Here is a 14,279-nt window from a genome sequence, read left to right as displayed (position 1 = left end):
GTAATAAGGTGTTTGTGAAGGATTGATCTTAAACTAACGGGCAGTAGAGTTTAATAAAGGAAATTGAAAATGGTTAAGCTATTCCATTAAGAAAACAGTGGAAGGTGATTGCCATGAGAAAACCTTTAATTTTAATATTCAGTATTACACTTTTACTTTTAACAACAACTAATGTCCATGCTCAAAAGGAACCCAAAAGAGAAGAATTATTAGAAGAAGCACTAATTGTAAGATATCTTCCATACATTTTAGAAGTGACAGATAAATTATTTATGTGTGAACGAATTACTAATATAAAAAGACTTGGCGGAAATCGTGATCATGAAGTAGTCATAGAAGTAGTAACGTTTGAAAAGGCTCATATGCCACCGCATGATTTGTTCAGAATTAAACTTATTGATACTCCTGATAAGATAACTGTTACTGATGTTAATCGTACTGAAAATATATCACCCGAACAGTTAAAAAAGCATTGTTCTTACAAAGAATAATATAAAATTGAACAAAGCAATACTATTTTTTGCTATCGGTTGCGATTGCTGAATATGCAGCAGTCGTTAATTTTTTATGGAGGTAGAATAGCTGCATAGTAGAATATTATTTAGAAAAGCTAATGTTGAGGTGAATTATATGAAAAAGTTTATTTTAATCAGCATTTGCTTGCTATTATTTTTAAGTCTTAAACCAAATGAAATCCATGCTGAAAATGAGGATGAGTTTTTAGAGTCTTACGCTACCGCAGAAGATATTATTCTAAACATAATTAAGCCAGATGTTGAGCAAATTTTGAGGGAAAAATATGGAGAAAATTTTGTTCGCTGGAATTATAGAGATAAGGAGATTGTTGATTTAAAGCTAGTACACGAACAACTTGACCCTAGGTGGTTTGAGATTATCGTATCGGTAATATATAAATTCAAGAATAATGAAGATAAGATTACTGATGGTCAAGCCCATATGAAATTAAAAGTGTTACCTCCAGCTTTTTCCCGTAATAAGAAAACAACTGAAATCGAATTTATTGATATGTTCAACATAGCTGAAAGAGTTGACTAAACTTAATAATTTTTGTTTCTGTTCTTCAAGGGAGGCGTTTTGTATAATAAATATCCCTTATATTGTACAACTTTTTAGACATGCCTAAATAACAAAAAGGAAAATAAAGTGATATAATAGAATAAAATATTCATGGAGGTGAATACACAACATGAATACAGCCAAAGAGCGTTTAATGAAAATTATTGATGAAGTACCTGAAAATGAAATTAGAAAAATTTTAGACTTTGCTGAGCAAATAAAGGCTAAGAAAGAAGATAAGTTATATGAGGATTTATCTAAGGCTAGTGAAAGTAGTTTGGATTTCTGGGATAACGATATAGATGATGAGGTCTGGAATAATGTATAAACAAGGTGATATTGTTTTAATTCCAGTCCCATTTACTGATTTAACAAGTAGAAAACAACGTCCAGTTTTAATTATTTCAAATAATAGTTACAACGTTAAGCGAGAAGATCTTATAGTTGTGGCTATTACTTCAAAATTAAAAGAACTTGATTATTCAGTAATGATTGATTCAGAGGACCTAACAGAAGGAATTCTTAAAATAACTTCTACTATAAGAGCGGATAAAATTTACACACTTTCAAAAAATATAGTTATAAAAAGATTTGGCCAAGTTAAACCTGAAGTTTTAGAAGATGTTCGTACAAAAATTAATGTTTTAATAAATGATCTTGTGTAAGAGAGTTTCCAAAATTATTAGGAAACTCCTTTTGTTCCTTTGAATTTGTGAAAATTTTCACTTAAACTAACGGGTGCTTTAACACAACAAGAAGATCGTCAATATGGCGGTCTTTTTAACTAAATGGCAGTAGAGTTTAACAACAAAAACAGAATAAAAAAGGAGAGGTAATGTGTTTCGTAAGTTTAAAAATAGCTTACAAAAAAAGGAAAAATTTGATGTGATTGGTATTGGTGACATTATACAATTCAATGGGGGAAAGACTTATACCGTAAAAAGGTTCGACAATGATAAGAGCAATTATGAGAAGGTATATCTTGAATCCTATAGAGGATACCACCCTGTACCGTTTCCAGGGGATAGACCATATGAAGAAAGGGTATGGGAAAGCATTCGTCATCTAAATTATGAAATGGAACAAAAATTCGGATTCTATATATTCAGTGACTAAAACAAAGCAATCCGAAGAACCATATTATTATCTTCTTTCTATTGAGGATGCTCATAAGAAAGCAATAGAGTTCCGCAAGAATCGGTATAAATGATGTACAATGAGGGACTTTTCATTTCTCATTATTTTCTGGAAAAAGTATTAGCAATTTATAGGGTTGAAGTATAAAACGGTGTTATAATAATGGTATTAAAAGAAGGGGTGGTGAGAGGTATGAAATGGTCGGAGGTTAGAGAAATATACCCGAATCAATTTGTTAAATTAAAAGTGTTATCATCTCACATTGAGGATAGTCAGGAACTCATTGAAGATATGGCGGTTATTAAACCTGTTACCGAAAAAAGAGCAACAAAGGAATTACTAAATTCGAAAGGTGACGAGTTAGTTTATCATACTGCTAACGAAAATATTGTGCTTGAAGTCCGTCAAGATGTAGGATTAAGGAGATTCGACTATCATGAAAATCAAGTATAAATACGGATTACTTTTGGTTGATATTACATTAACGTTTAATGGAAATAGTAAAGTAATAGAAAATATGGTAGTAGATACAGGAGCTGCTAGAACACTAATTTCCCAAGATGTTGTTGAAGATATTGATCTTCGAGTTGATTTTCACGATAAAATTGTAACCTATTTTGGTGTAGGTGGAAAAGAACATGCCCTTTAGAAAACAAATAGACCAAATTCAAATTGGTGATTTTGTAGTTGATAAAATTGAAATAGATTTCAATGATTTTGGATACGAAGATATTAATGGGTTACTTGGATTAGATTTGTTATTGCAGGCTGAATTTACACTAGACTTAATGCGACTTGAAATGAATAGAAATAGCTAAAGAGAGCCTTAGATAAAAAAGCTCTCTTTTGTTTTTAGACATTTACAACAAGTAGAAGATTCCACTAACTGGTGCGAAAATGGAATAATCGAAGACCTTCTGGATTGGTCCATATTGCAAAGGAGGGTGATTATGAAGATAAGAAATATTGATAAAGCTCTATTTACAGGCGTATTTGTAGGAATTATTATTTTTGTTAAGGAATTTTTTTCCTGTTATAAACTCTTTTATATCAATAATTATTGGTGCAATAGCAGCCTTAATCGGTTACTTGATAGGAGATAAGTTGCTTCCGAAAGCTGAAATAAAGTAAAAACTAATGTTCATCAAGAGGGTGTCATTGTTTAATAAAAGTCTCTTTATCATCTTCAACACTCTATGGTGCTTTAGTTTCACAAGCAAAAGGCAGTAATCACTCTCAACTTATAAGGTTAAGAAAACTCCTATAAATATTTTTTGTTCGACGTATTAATACGTTGAAATAGTTATCCTTATATATAATTTAAAGTATTAGATTGTATTTAAAATGGGGGTAAGTTGAATTGAATTATTCAAAGTTTCAGTTTGATGAACTAGATATTCAGTTTTTAGGATATGTTCAGATAGTACTTGAAAGATATTATAAAGATGAAGCCCCATCAGTACTGGCAAAATCGAGTTTACTAAAACGACTTTCGGAGGATCCAATTTATGTTCATCACTATGATGAGGAATATTGGGCTGAGTACGTATATCGGGAATATGAGCAAAAAAAAGCTAATAATATAAATATGAAATATTATAGAGAAGTAAAGCAATCATTGTGTCCAAAGATTTTGTTGTTACAATGATTGCTTTTTATTTACAACGATTTCTAATTGCTAGTGATGTGTTCTTTCTTTCCATTCCTTCACCCATGCTATTATTTTTTTGGCCCCAATTTGGGCCCAGTAGCCCCAAATTAGTGCATTATTTTGCATAATAAATAAAAACAAAAAAACCCCTGAAACGTTGATTTAACAACATTTCAAGGGTTTTATTTGCATTAAAATGCTTAATGCAAATATTAACGAGAGTAGAACTCAACGATAAGTGCTTCGTTAATTTCAGCTGGTAGTTCAGAACGCTCAGGGTAACGAGAGAATGTTCCTACTAATTTATCTGCATCGAAAGTTAAAAATTCAGGAACGAATGTGTTAACTTCTAAAGCTTCTTTAACGATTTCTAGGTTTTGAGATTTTTCACGTAAACTAATTGTTTGACCAGGTTTTACGCTATAAGATGGAATATCCAAACGTTTTCCATCAACTAAAACGTGACCATGGTTAACTAGCTGACGAGCTTGTCTGCGAGTACGAGCTAAACCTAAACGGTAAACTAAGTTATCTAGGCGAGATTCAAGTAAAATCATGAAGTTTTCACCGTGAATACCTTTCATTTTACCAGCTTTAGCAAATAAGTTACGGAATTGACGTTCGTTTAATCCGTACATGAAGCGTAATTTTTGCTTCTCTTGCATTTGCAAGCCATATTCAGATATTTTTTTACGTTGGTTTGGTCCATGTTGACCAGGAGCGTAAGGGCGTTTATCTAATTCCTTACCAGTTCCAGTTAAAGAGATTCCAAGACGACGGGATTTTTTCCATACCGATCCAGTATAACGAGACATATAGAATGTCCTCCTTTTATTTATTTTATTTGCATAAAATAAAAAGAGCGTGTTCCTTACGTTGTCCATTTCATTTTCATGTACCATCGCTCTGGCAGCAGAGAGTTACACGATACACCTTGATTTACAAGGAACGAAATGGGTTCAAGCGTCGGTTCACTTAGGCTACCTATTATTTTACACAAAGACTAGTATAATATTTTAAAATATGAATGTCAACTTTATCATAAGGAATTAGAATAATATCTCTAATTTATAGTTTTTTATAAGTGCAACTTAGGTGTTTTCTGCAAAATAATGAATGTCGAATATTCTAATTTAAGTATTTCTCTAAAACTTTAACAAATTTTTCTAAATAAATTTGATCGGTTTCGTCAAAACGATTCGTATTTGGACTATCAATGTCTAAAACCCCGAAAACTTGATCATTTTTTATAATAGGGATAACGATTTCTGATCTACTTGCACTATCACATGCGATATGTCCTGGAAAAGCAAGTACATCTGCTACTCTTTGAGTTTTTCTTTCTTCCACTGCTGTACCGCAAACCCCTTTTCCAAACGCTATTCTAACACATGCAGGAAGTCCTTGGAATGGTCCAAGAACTAACTCCTGTCCTTTCCATATATAAAATCCTACCCAATTAATATCTGTTAAAAACTGGTTTAATAATGCTGATGCATTGGATAAATTCGCAATATTATCGGATTCATCCTTCATTAAAGCTTCTAATTGTTTGATTGTTAATTCATAGTCTTTTGTTTTATCTCCAGAATACAGGCTTGCTTGGAACATACTTTGCAATCTCTCCTTTTTAATCATACTAAACTTCGACAGCGAAGGCGGTATTTGTCGAGTGAAAAATGAAGGATATATTGATAAAATGTCGTATTCAACTAATAAGGAGTTGAGTCGAAATGAAACAGAATCCTTCAAAACAAAAAGTAATTAAAGCTGCTTCTACCTTATTTTTTCAAAAAGGCTTTCATGGCACTTCGGTTCGTGATATTGCAGAAAGAGCTTCTGTTAACGTGTCTTCCATTAGCTATTATTTTAATAGTAAACAAGGTCTTTTGGAATACGCTGTAACAAATTATTATGAAAATTATTTATTTACCATTGAAAAAACGTTTAATGAGACTAATTTATTGACTCCTATAGATAAATTACATTCATTAATTTCGACAATTATACAATATAAACAAAACAACTATCAATTAACATGCTTTATACAAAGGGAGTTATCGCTAGATTCGGTATTTGTTCGTGAAATGACAGTTACCTATCTAGCAAAAGAGAACTTTTATTTAAAAAATATTTTTTTTGAATTATTAGGTGAACGGTTAAAAAATGACTATAAACAATATCTATTCATGCAATTAAAAGGGATGCTTATTACACCATATATTTTACACAATGATTGGAAAAACCAAGTGGTCGGTGATTATTCACATCAACTGTTTGTTAAAAAGTATGTAAGAGTAATAAAAGATTGGCTAGATTTCACTGTAATGAGTGGTGAAGGAATAAAAAGAAAAGCAGTATATTAAAAAAACGTGACGAAAGATGAAATTATTTGTATAATTTTAGCCAAAAATATCAATTCCATGATATCATAGTTATATAATTTTTAAATTTTCATTCATGTGGATTAAATAACAAATGTGTTCGTTCTATTAGGATTAATATTTATCAGGTTTTAATTGATAAAATAACCTATTGAACTACATTTATTTCTTATAGAGTATCCTCTTTGTTGGAATTGGTTGGGAGGCTTTTTATGGCATTATTCATTAGTTTATTACTAGTCGTCATTGTATTATTAATAATAGGGTTGATCTTAAGAAAAAGGATTTACGACACAGTTGACCGCCTGGAAACTTGGAAATTGGATGTTATGGAGAGAGAAGTAGCAGGACAATTAAGTCGTATAAAAGGTTTAAATCTTTCTGGTGAAACTTTGGAGAGATTTGAAGAGTGGAAAGAACGATGGGAACTTATCGTTACAAAAGAATTACCTAATATCGAAGAATGTTTAATGGATGCTGAAGAAGCCGCTGATCGATTTTTTATACCAAAAGCGAAAAGAGTTCTTCTAAAGGCAGAGGAAGTTCTACAATCCATCGAAAAAGAAATTGATGAAATATTAAATGGTCTAGATGAACTGTTAGAATCTGAAGAGGTTAGCAGAAAAGAAGTAGAAGAACTAGAACCTAGTATAAAAGGCTTAAGAAGAATTCTCTCAAAAAATCGATATCAATATGGAAAAGCAGAGTTGTTCTTTGAAAAAGAAATTGATAAGCTTGAGGACTTCTTTAAACAGTATTATGAGCTAGTGGATGATGGTAATTATTTTGAAGCTAAAGAACTTGTGATGAAAATTAAACTGGAAAAAGAAGAACTAGAAAAAGTAATTAATCATTTTCCTGTTACCTTTAAAAAGTGTAAAAATGATATACCATCACAATTAGATAATCTTTTAGCTGGTATTAAAGAGATGAGAGAAGATGGTTATCGAGTTGAGCACTTAGGATTTGAAAAAGAAATTCATACATATCATGGGAAGCTGAAAGACTTAGTACAAAAACTCGAAAAAGGTGAGACAGAAGGTGCAGAGCAATTCTTAGTAGATACTGAGGAACGAATTAATGAAATGTACCAATTATTAGAAAGAGAAGCAATAGCTAAAAGCTTTACAGAATCAAAAATTCCGAGTTTTAGGGAAGCTTTTGAGAATGCTAGAAACAAGTTTCAAATTACACAAGATGAAGTTGAGGAATTAAAAAAAGCTTATTATTTTGAAGATGCAGATATGGAAAAATATTTAAGCCTCGGAAAATTGGTTTCCTCCATGGAAGATCAGTTGGAACAATTATCTATCAATATGGATAAAAAAGAAATGGGGCATTCCGAATTAAGGGAAAGACTGGAAGATGGATTTCTAAAACTGGAAGAATTAGAAGAAAATCTTGAGGAATTTAAAGAAAGTATTAAAAATCTGCGTAAGGATGAACTCGAAGCTAGGGATAGACTTGCAGAAATGCGAGCACAGCTATACAATCTAAATAGAAAACTGAAGAAAAGCAATATCCCTGGAGTCCCTACGTTTATTTGGAATCGTATTGAGAATACGGCGTTTAAGAATAATCAAGTAATAACAGCGTTAGAGAAGACACCGCTAGATATGACGGCAGTCCAAGAAGCGTTATCAGAAGCTAAAACAACATTAGATCAAACAATAGAAGATACAGACCTAATGCTTGACCAAGCATATTTAACAGAGCAGGTCATTCAATATGCGAATAGATATCGCAGTAAGTATCCATTATTAGCTGCAAAATTAGCTGAATCAGAGCGACTATTTAGATCTTATGAATATGAATTAGCTTTAGAGACTGCTGCAAAGGCCATAGAAGAAATTGAACCTGGTGCACTCAAAAAAATCGAAGAAACACAGGCTGTCATTTCTGTTTAAATTTAAGTTCGAGTTCAAAAAGGAGGATGAAAAGGACCGAGTCGGCGTAGCTTTGAGGAACAGAACGTATGCAATTAATACGTGAGTACCGGAAAAGCGAGCTAACGAAGAAATTCGATGTGTCATTTTTACCGGACTTTTTGAACATCATCTTTAAGGGCTTACGATAAGTATAGGGATTTTTACTTATCGATAAGCTCTTAATTTTTTTCACCTTACACTTTATTTTTAATATAAGGGGTTTTACAATGATTTATTTAGATAACAGTGCAACAACTAGACCAGACCCATCTGTTTTGGAAAGTTTTAATCAAGTTACTACACAATATTACGGTAATCCTTCTTCTATCCATCAGTTTGGAGGTTTAGCAGAAAAATTACTTATATCCGCAAAAACGCAAGCAGCTGATTTATTACACGTAGATAAAGAAGAAATTATTTTTACGTCTGGTGGTACGGAAGGTAATAATATAGCAATAAAAGGGATAGCACTAGAGCATCAAAATCGTGGGAAACATATTATTACTACAGAAATTGAACATCCTTCTATTTACGAAGCTTGTGAAGGATTGAAAAAATTAGGCTTTGAAATTACTTACTTACCTGTTAATGAACAAGGAATTATTTCTTTGCAGGATTTAAAAAATGCTATTCGAGAAGATACTATTTTAATCAGTATTATGCATGTGAATAATGAGGTAGGATCCATACAACCGATTGAAGCAATTGGAGAAATTGCAAAACAACATCCGAAACTCTTTTTTCATGTGGATGATGTACAAGGATTAGGAAAAGTTCCGTTAAATCTTAAAAAACATGGAATTGATTTATGTACGTATTCTGGTCATAAAATACATGGTTTAAAAGGAACGGGAATGTTGTATGTTAATAGAAGAATTAAACTATTTCCATTATTTCATGGGGGTAGTCAGGAATTAAATTTACGTTCTGGTACCGAAAATCTAGCTGGTATCGTGGCAATGGTGAAGGCTCTACGGTTAATTAAAGAAAAAGAAAAAAACGAAGTATCTAAAATGTATGAACTACAACAGTATATTATACAAGAGGTTAAAAAAATCGATTGTGTTGCAGTAAATACTCCGGAAAAGGCAGCACCTCATATAGTTAATATTTCTGTACCCGGGGTTAAACCAGAAGTAATTATTCATATGTTAGGAGAAAAAGATATATTTATTTCCACTAAATCTGCGTGCTCATCTAAATTAAAAGATGAAAGTAAAGTTCTTGCTGCATGTGGTTTTAAGGCGGATAGGTCAACTTCGGCATTAAGAATAAGCCTTTCCTACGATAATACAATGGAAGAAATCAAAACATTTATTACTGAATTAAAATGGGCAATAAATGAATTTAAACAAGCACTGGAGTAGATAACAATGGAATTTGATCATATATTAATTCGTTATGGAGAAATGGCCCTAAAGGGTAAAAATATTAAGCAATTTATTAATCAACTACAACAAAATGTACAGCAAAAAGTGAAAGATTTTCCCAATGTAAAAGTGAAACGCACACAAGGTAGAATGTTTGTTTTATTAAATGGGAACGAACCAGAACCAATTATGGAAAAATGTAAAAAGATATTTGGGATTCAGAGTTTAAGTTTAGCTATTAAAGTTGATAATGAAGTGGAAAAGGTAAAGGAAGCAGCACTTTATGCTTTGAAACAAGAAGAAAGTGTAAACACCTTTAAGGTTAGTGTGAAACGTATCAATAAAGACTTTCCTGTACGTTCACAAGAGATGAATCAAGTATTAGGTGGACATTTATTATCAAAAACAGAAGGAATTACGGTCGATGTGCATAATCCGGACGTAGAGGTAAAAGTAGAAATCCGTAAAGAAGCTACTTACATTACTTCGGGTGTTACCCGTGGTTTAGGTGGTCTTCCGGTAGGTACTTCTGGAAAGTCGCTATTATTATTGTCCGGTGGTATAGATAGCCCAGTTGCAGGATTTCTTGCAATGAAGCGCGGAGTGGAAATTGAGGCTATTCACTTTCATTCTCCACCATATACGAGTGAACGTGCAAAACAAAAAGTTCTTGATTTAGCAAAACAGCTTACTAAATTTGGTAAATCGATAAAAGTTCACATTGTACCTTTTACGAAGTTACAACAAGAAATTTTTAGGGAAATGCCCGATGCATATGCTATGACAATTATGCGTAGAATGATGTTTAGAATAAGTGAGGAAGTTTGTAAAAAGGAAGGAATTCTTTCCCTTACAACAGGTGAAAACCTTGGTCAGGTTGCTAGTCAGACAATGGATAGTATGCATACGATTAATGAAGTGACCAATTATCCGATTATTAGACCACTTGTTACAATGGATAAGCAAGAGGTAATTAATATATCTCATGATATTGGAACATATGAAACGTCCATCCTTCCATATGAAGATTGTTGTACTATTTTTGTACCAAAATCACCAAAAACGAAACCAAAACGCGATAAAGTGAATTATTATGAATCAACATATGATTTTAGCCCTTCTATTCAAGAAGCTTTAGAAGGTATAGAAACAACGAAAATAACAGATAAGACTTTAGACAGTTTTAGTGATTTATTGTAATCCTTTTTAAAGGAATAACGGAAATTTGTTTGTTACCTCATTGGTTTTTCCCAGGATTTGCCAGTAAAAAAAATGAATGTTTTCACCGAATTGTGCACAAATTACAAGTACCAAGGAGGTGAACAACAACATGGCAAATAACAACAGCAACAACTCAAACCAATTGTTAGTTCCTGGTGCAGAGCAAGCGCTAGAACAAATGAAAGTTGAGATTGCTCAGGAATTTGGAGTTCAACTTGGTGCAGATACTACTTCTCGCGCTAACGGTTCTGTTGGTGGAGAGATTACGAAACGTTTAGTTTCAATGGCTGAACAACAATTCGGCGGTCAAATTAAATAATTAGCCGCATCTTTGCAAAAACCAAAGGAGGCAAAACAAAAATGGCAAATAACAATAGTAACAATTCAAACCAATTATTAGTACCTGGTGCAGAACAAGCACTAGAGCAAATGAAAGTTGAGATTGCTCAAGAATTCGGCGTAAACTTAGGTGCAGACACAACTTCACGTGCAAACGGATCTGTAGGTGGAGAAATTACAAAACGCCTAGTTTCAATGGCTCAACAACAAATGAATGGCCATTTTGGTGAATAATATAAAAACTTAATATATATGGCAAGGGCTATCCATTTGGATAGCCCTTAATTTTGATTACAAAAACATCCTTTTTACTCGATCCCAATAAGAATTATTTTTTAATCGAACTGTTTTTACAACGGTATCATCCATGGTAACTTCAATCTTATCTATCTTTCGAATTGGAAATGCTTCATTATCAAAACTTATAATCGGATGATCGTTTCCGTCTTCAATTTCTTTTAATGTTAATTTACGGTTTTTATCCAAAACAAAAGACGATCCCAATGTACGGTAATTATTATTATTCATCGAAGAAATTTCCGACACTTGATAACAAGGAATAAGTGGATCAATAACTGCTCCTTTATTGGATTTGTTATAAGCAGTACTACCAGTCGGTGTTGCTATCACCATTCCATCCCCACGAAATGTTTCAAAATGTCCCTCATCAATAAATACATCAAGCACAATTGTTTTAACGATGGTGGATCGAATCGTCAATTCATTTAAACAATAAAAAGGCCGTAAACCATTTACCTGTGCCTTTATAACAGGGAATTTTCGTACTTCCATCTCTTCACGTGAAATGGTTTCTAGTAAATCACTAAAATTATCTAAACTAAAGTCACAATACAAACTTGATAAATCGCCTAGGGAAAATCCGGCATAAATTGCATCTTGCTTAAACCCAGTCTTACGAACTGCTTCTAAAAATACACCGTCTCCACCGATACTTATAATTACATTGGCATTGTTGTGGTCATCTACAATATTAAAATTATTTTTTTTAACTAAATCAAATAAAGGATCCAATTTATTAACAATCTCTTTGTCTTTATGATAGTAGAAATGAATATTATTTCTCTCTGTCATTTTTTTCATCCTCCAATTTGTTAATGGGCAGATAAGAAAGTAAACTTTCCATCTGCATAAGTGCAACTAAGGTATTTGCCAAAGGCTTGGCAAATACCAAGTTTTCTAAAAAGTTTTACTATACGTTTATTTTATCATGCTTCTATAAGCTTGTCCCAAATCATGAAAAATCATGAGTAAAAACTGGAAAAGAGTAGCAAAATAAGAACAATAGTGTAAATGCTCAGATAGTGATGTATGGAGGTGATGGAAGTCTCGTTTGTCGCTGGATGCTGGAACTGGGCGTAGACTTTCTTACCGCATAAAGAAAGGCAAATTTATGTAGAGGTGCATTTCATGTTGTTGCTTATAGCTGGAATTATGCTAGTCCTATTCATGTTGTTATTCTTAATTATTTGGTTTTTAAGAGTTTATATCAGCATTCATTATTCTTATGAAGGAGAAGAACAACTACTCCATATATCTTTATCGTTAGCCAAAATTAAGTTATTAAATAAAGCTCTGACCTTTGACGATATAGAAAAGTCGCCAATTGCAAAAGATATTGACTCTATGTTAGATAACTCAAAAATAGATTCGATTTTAAAAGCAATTCGTAAAGGAATAGAGGCTGTACAATCTATTTTACATAATACAAGGCTTCATCAGCTGAATTGGTCAACGAATATAGGTACAGGGGACGCAAGTACTACAGGCTTAGTTAGTGGTGTGCTCTGGTCGATAAAAGGAACTGTCATAGGATATTTTGTTGAAAAGCTTATTCTAATGTGTAATCCAGATATTCAAGTTCATCCAAAGTTTCAACATGAACTTTTTGAAACAAACTTGAATTGCATGGTTTCCATTAGAATAGGAAAAGCTATACAAGGAATTATTAAACTTACACGCATATACAAAACAAGTTGATAGGAGGATATTACTAATGGAAGAACATCCAATACAAGGTTTAATGACAACAGCAATGGAAAACTTAAAGGACATGGTTGAGGCCAATACTATTGTAGGGGATCCAGTAGAATCACCAGATGGAAGTATTATAATACCTGTTTCAAAAGTGGGATTCGGTTTTGCGGCAGGTGGAAGTGAATTTAACTCAAGTGGTGGTGAGGATTCTCAACTGCCTTTCGGTGGTGGTAGTGGTGGTGGTGTTTCTATTACACCAATCGCATTTTTAGTATTGGGGAAAAATGGTATCAAAATGGTTCATTTGGACCAACAAACGCACCTGTATGAGAAGTTATTAAATAATGCCCCACAAGTATTTCAGAAAATCCAAGAGATGTTAAAGGAATCTGGTCTAAGTTTACCGAAACAAAAGGGACAAAAAGAGAATCAACAAGAAAAGCCAAAGAGTGAAAATAAAAAGGAACCGGGTGAAGAAACAGTATCTGAAGATAAGAAAGAAAAAAAAGATGAAAATATAAATTATGATATATAATATGACCCCGTGAAGATTTTGCGAATCCGTAATCTTTTCATTGGACACAATCAAGAGTTATATTCATAATAAGATTGTAGAAATTATTAGAGAGGGGTTATCATATGGCAAATGTAACATTCTCGCAAGAACCAGTAACTTTAGTAGGAAACGAGGTACAGGTTGGGGATAAGGCTCCTAATTTTACTGTTTTATCTAATGGGCTTAAGGAAGTAACATTGGATAACTATAATGGAAAAGTTAAGTTAATTGCAGCAGTTCCTTCAGTGGATACAGGAGTATGTGCTGCTGAAACTAGACGTTTTAATGAAGAAGCGGCTAAATTGGAAAATGTACAAGTATTAACAATTAGTATGGATTTACCTTTTGCACAAGCACGTTGGTGTGCAGCGGAAGGAATCAAGAACTTAGATACGTTATCAGATCATAAAGATGCATCTTTTGGTGAAAATTATGGTGTGCTAATGAAAGAAAATCGTTTATTAGCAAGATCTATTTTTGTAGTAGATTCAAATAATGAAGTTACTTATGTTGAATATGTTCCAGAAGTTACTGATCACCCGGATTATGAAGCTGCAATAGAAGCTGCTAAAAGTGCAAAATAACTAATGATGGCCCCCCATTTTGTTGGGAGGCCATTCT

21 protein-coding genes are annotated in these 14,279 nt (G+C 32.8%); 18 read left to right on the top strand and 3 right to left on the bottom strand.

Features of this window, described 5'->3' with window-relative positions; genetic code table 11:
• Nucleotides 1-113: 113 nt before the first annotated feature.
• The 9 genes from A9178_RS09655 to A9178_RS09620 all read left to right on the top strand — a co-directional run bounded on the left by A9178_RS09655 (nt 114) and on the right by A9178_RS09620 (nt 3,862).
• Nucleotides 114-491: a DUF3888 domain-containing protein gene (locus A9178_RS09655; RefSeq protein WP_068674731.1), complete on the top strand. Its 378-nt coding sequence runs from the start codon at nt 114-116 to the stop codon at nt 489-491.
• Nucleotides 492-630: 139 nt separating this feature from the next.
• Complete coding sequence (locus A9178_RS09650) at nt 631-1,056, top strand: hypothetical protein (RefSeq protein ID WP_068674730.1); 426 nt, start codon at nt 631-633, stop codon at nt 1,054-1,056.
• Nucleotides 1,057-1,207: 151 nt separating this feature from the next.
• Nucleotides 1,208-1,405 carry a DUF2281 domain-containing protein gene (locus A9178_RS09645; RefSeq protein WP_068674729.1) on the top strand — a complete coding sequence of 66 codons (198 nt, stop codon included), beginning with the start codon at nt 1,208-1,210 and terminating at the stop codon, nt 1,403-1,405.
• Nucleotides 1,398-1,742, top strand: a complete 345-nt coding sequence (locus tag A9178_RS09640) for a type II toxin-antitoxin system PemK/MazF family toxin (protein WP_068674728.1) — start codon at nt 1,398-1,400, stop codon at nt 1,740-1,742. The genes A9178_RS09645 and A9178_RS09640 overlap by 8 nt, the downstream gene beginning before the upstream one ends.
• A 172-nt stretch (nt 1,743-1,914) precedes the next feature.
• The gene (locus tag A9178_RS09635; protein WP_068674727.1) at nt 1,915-2,193 is read left to right on the top strand and encodes a hypothetical protein; all 279 of its coding nucleotides are present in this window, start codon (nt 1,915-1,917) and stop codon (nt 2,191-2,193) included.
• Between the two features lie 213 nt (nt 2,194-2,406).
• Nucleotides 2,407-2,667, top strand: a complete 261-nt coding sequence (locus A9178_RS09630) for a hypothetical protein (RefSeq protein ID WP_068674904.1) — start codon at nt 2,407-2,409, stop codon at nt 2,665-2,667.
• Entirely contained in the window at nt 2,651-2,863 is a 213-nt protein-coding gene (locus A9178_RS19655; RefSeq protein WP_369801965.1) for an aspartyl protease family protein, read from the top strand. The genes A9178_RS09630 and A9178_RS19655 overlap by 17 nt, the downstream gene beginning before the upstream one ends.
• Complete coding sequence (locus A9178_RS19650; protein ID WP_369801964.1) at nt 2,853-3,032, top strand: hypothetical protein; 180 nt, start codon at nt 2,853-2,855, stop codon at nt 3,030-3,032. The genes A9178_RS19655 and A9178_RS19650 overlap by 11 nt, the downstream gene beginning before the upstream one ends.
• A gap of 542 nt (nt 3,033-3,574) precedes the next feature.
• Nucleotides 3,575-3,862, top strand: coding sequence for a hypothetical protein (locus A9178_RS09620; protein WP_068674725.1), 288 nt, complete (start codon nt 3,575-3,577; stop codon nt 3,860-3,862).
• Between the two features lie 215 nt (nt 3,863-4,077).
• On the opposite strand, the gene rpsD is transcribed toward A9178_RS09620, so the two are convergent.
• Nucleotides 4,078-4,680: a 30S ribosomal protein S4 gene (rpsD, locus tag A9178_RS09615; protein WP_068674723.1), complete on the bottom strand. Its 603-nt coding sequence runs from the start codon at nt 4,678-4,680 to the stop codon at nt 4,078-4,080.
• Between the two features lie 313 nt (nt 4,681-4,993).
• Nucleotides 4,994-5,476: a GAF domain-containing protein gene (locus tag A9178_RS09610; protein ID WP_068674721.1), complete on the bottom strand. Its 483-nt coding sequence runs from the start codon at nt 5,474-5,476 to the stop codon at nt 4,994-4,996.
• Between the two features lie 122 nt (nt 5,477-5,598).
• On the opposite strand from A9178_RS09610, the gene refZ reads away from it, so the two are divergent.
• The 6 genes from refZ (at nt 5,599) to A9178_RS09580 (ending at nt 11,341) form a co-directional block, all read left to right on the top strand.
• Nucleotides 5,599-6,231 carry a forespore capture DNA-binding protein RefZ gene (gene refZ / locus A9178_RS09605; protein WP_068674714.1) on the top strand — a complete coding sequence of 211 codons (633 nt, stop codon included), beginning with the start codon at nt 5,599-5,601 and terminating at the stop codon, nt 6,229-6,231.
• Nucleotides 6,232-6,461: 230 nt separating this feature from the next.
• On the top strand, nt 6,462-8,156 hold the full coding sequence (gene ezrA / locus A9178_RS09600) for a septation ring formation regulator EzrA (RefSeq protein WP_068674712.1): 1,695 nt from the start codon (nt 6,462-6,464) through the stop codon (nt 8,154-8,156).
• Nucleotides 8,157-8,404: 248 nt separating this feature from the next.
• A complete protein-coding gene (locus A9178_RS09595) occupies nt 8,405-9,544 on the top strand; it encodes a cysteine desulfurase family protein (RefSeq protein WP_068674710.1) in 1,140 nt (379 codons plus the stop codon).
• A gap of 6 nt (nt 9,545-9,550) precedes the next feature.
• Complete coding sequence (gene thiI, locus A9178_RS09590; RefSeq protein ID WP_068674708.1) at nt 9,551-10,747, top strand: tRNA uracil 4-sulfurtransferase ThiI; 1,197 nt, start codon at nt 9,551-9,553, stop codon at nt 10,745-10,747.
• Nucleotides 10,748-10,877: 130 nt separating this feature from the next.
• Entirely contained in the window at nt 10,878-11,087 is a 210-nt protein-coding gene (locus tag A9178_RS09585) for an alpha/beta-type small acid-soluble spore protein (protein WP_068674706.1), read from the top strand.
• 41 nt (nt 11,088-11,128) lie between these two features.
• Nucleotides 11,129-11,341: an alpha/beta-type small acid-soluble spore protein gene (locus A9178_RS09580; protein ID WP_068674705.1), complete on the top strand. Its 213-nt coding sequence runs from the start codon at nt 11,129-11,131 to the stop codon at nt 11,339-11,341.
• A gap of 57 nt (nt 11,342-11,398) precedes the next feature.
• Here A9178_RS09580 and A9178_RS09575 read toward each other — a convergent pair whose 3' ends face one another.
• A complete protein-coding gene (locus tag A9178_RS09575; protein ID WP_068674704.1) occupies nt 11,399-12,199 on the bottom strand; it encodes an NAD kinase in 801 nt (266 codons plus the stop codon).
• Between the two features lie 336 nt (nt 12,200-12,535).
• Between A9178_RS09575 and A9178_RS09570 the strand changes: the two genes are divergently transcribed.
• The 3 genes from A9178_RS09570 (at nt 12,536) to tpx (ending at nt 14,242) form a co-directional block, all read left to right on the top strand.
• On the top strand, nt 12,536-13,105 hold the full coding sequence (locus A9178_RS09570) for a DUF2953 domain-containing protein (RefSeq protein ID WP_068674703.1): 570 nt from the start codon (nt 12,536-12,538) through the stop codon (nt 13,103-13,105).
• Nucleotides 13,106-13,121: 16 nt separating this feature from the next.
• Entirely contained in the window at nt 13,122-13,637 is a 516-nt protein-coding gene (gene ytfJ / locus A9178_RS09565) for a GerW family sporulation protein (protein ID WP_068674702.1), read from the top strand.
• A 104-nt stretch (nt 13,638-13,741) separates the two neighbouring features.
• Nucleotides 13,742-14,242, top strand: coding sequence for a thiol peroxidase (tpx, locus tag A9178_RS09560; protein ID WP_068674701.1), 501 nt, complete (start codon nt 13,742-13,744; stop codon nt 14,240-14,242).
• Nucleotides 14,243-14,279: the final 37 nt, after the last annotated feature.

This window comes from Oceanobacillus sp. Castelsardo, from assembly GCF_001659985.1.
GTDB lineage: Bacteria > Bacillota > Bacilli > Bacillales > Amphibacillaceae > Oceanobacillus.
Note: the sequence above shows the minus strand (reverse complement) of the source record. Positions and strands in the feature narration are given on the sequence as shown.

Coding starts and splice junctions, on each gene's coding strand:
- A9178_RS09655 (WP_068674731.1), top strand. CDS start 114: ATGAGAAAACCTTTAATTTTAATATTCAGTATTACACTTTTACTTTTA.
- A9178_RS09650 (WP_068674730.1), top strand. CDS start 631: ATGAAAAAGTTTATTTTAATCAGCATTTGCTTGCTATTATTTTTAAGT.
- A9178_RS09645 (WP_068674729.1), top strand. CDS start 1,208: ATGAATACAGCCAAAGAGCGTTTAATGAAAATTATTGATGAAGTACCT.
- A9178_RS09640 (WP_068674728.1), top strand. CDS start 1,398: ATGTATAAACAAGGTGATATTGTTTTAATTCCAGTCCCATTTACTGAT.
- A9178_RS09630 (WP_068674904.1), top strand. CDS start 2,407: ATGAAATGGTCGGAGGTTAGAGAAATATACCCGAATCAATTTGTTAAA.
- A9178_RS19655 (WP_369801965.1), top strand. CDS start 2,651: ATGAAAATCAAGTATAAATACGGATTACTTTTGGTTGATATTACATTA.
- A9178_RS19650 (WP_369801964.1), top strand. CDS start 2,853: ATGCCCTTTAGAAAACAAATAGACCAAATTCAAATTGGTGATTTTGTA.
- rpsD (WP_068674723.1), bottom strand. CDS start 4,680: ATGTCTCGTTATACTGGATCGGTATGGAAAAAATCCCGTCGTCTTGGA.
- A9178_RS09610 (WP_068674721.1), bottom strand. CDS start 5,476: ATGTTCCAAGCAAGCCTGTATTCTGGAGATAAAACAAAAGACTATGAA.
- refZ (WP_068674714.1), top strand. CDS start 5,599: ATGAAACAGAATCCTTCAAAACAAAAAGTAATTAAAGCTGCTTCTACC.
- ezrA (WP_068674712.1), top strand. CDS start 6,462: ATGGCATTATTCATTAGTTTATTACTAGTCGTCATTGTATTATTAATA.
- A9178_RS09595 (WP_068674710.1), top strand. CDS start 8,405: ATGATTTATTTAGATAACAGTGCAACAACTAGACCAGACCCATCTGTT.
- thiI (WP_068674708.1), top strand. CDS start 9,551: ATGGAATTTGATCATATATTAATTCGTTATGGAGAAATGGCCCTAAAG.
- A9178_RS09585 (WP_068674706.1), top strand. CDS start 10,878: ATGGCAAATAACAACAGCAACAACTCAAACCAATTGTTAGTTCCTGGT.
- A9178_RS09580 (WP_068674705.1), top strand. CDS start 11,129: ATGGCAAATAACAATAGTAACAATTCAAACCAATTATTAGTACCTGGT.
- A9178_RS09575 (WP_068674704.1), bottom strand. CDS start 12,199: ATGACAGAGAGAAATAATATTCATTTCTACTATCATAAAGACAAAGAG.
- A9178_RS09570 (WP_068674703.1), top strand. CDS start 12,536: ATGTTGTTGCTTATAGCTGGAATTATGCTAGTCCTATTCATGTTGTTA.
- ytfJ (WP_068674702.1), top strand. CDS start 13,122: ATGGAAGAACATCCAATACAAGGTTTAATGACAACAGCAATGGAAAAC.
- tpx (WP_068674701.1), top strand. CDS start 13,742: ATGGCAAATGTAACATTCTCGCAAGAACCAGTAACTTTAGTAGGAAAC.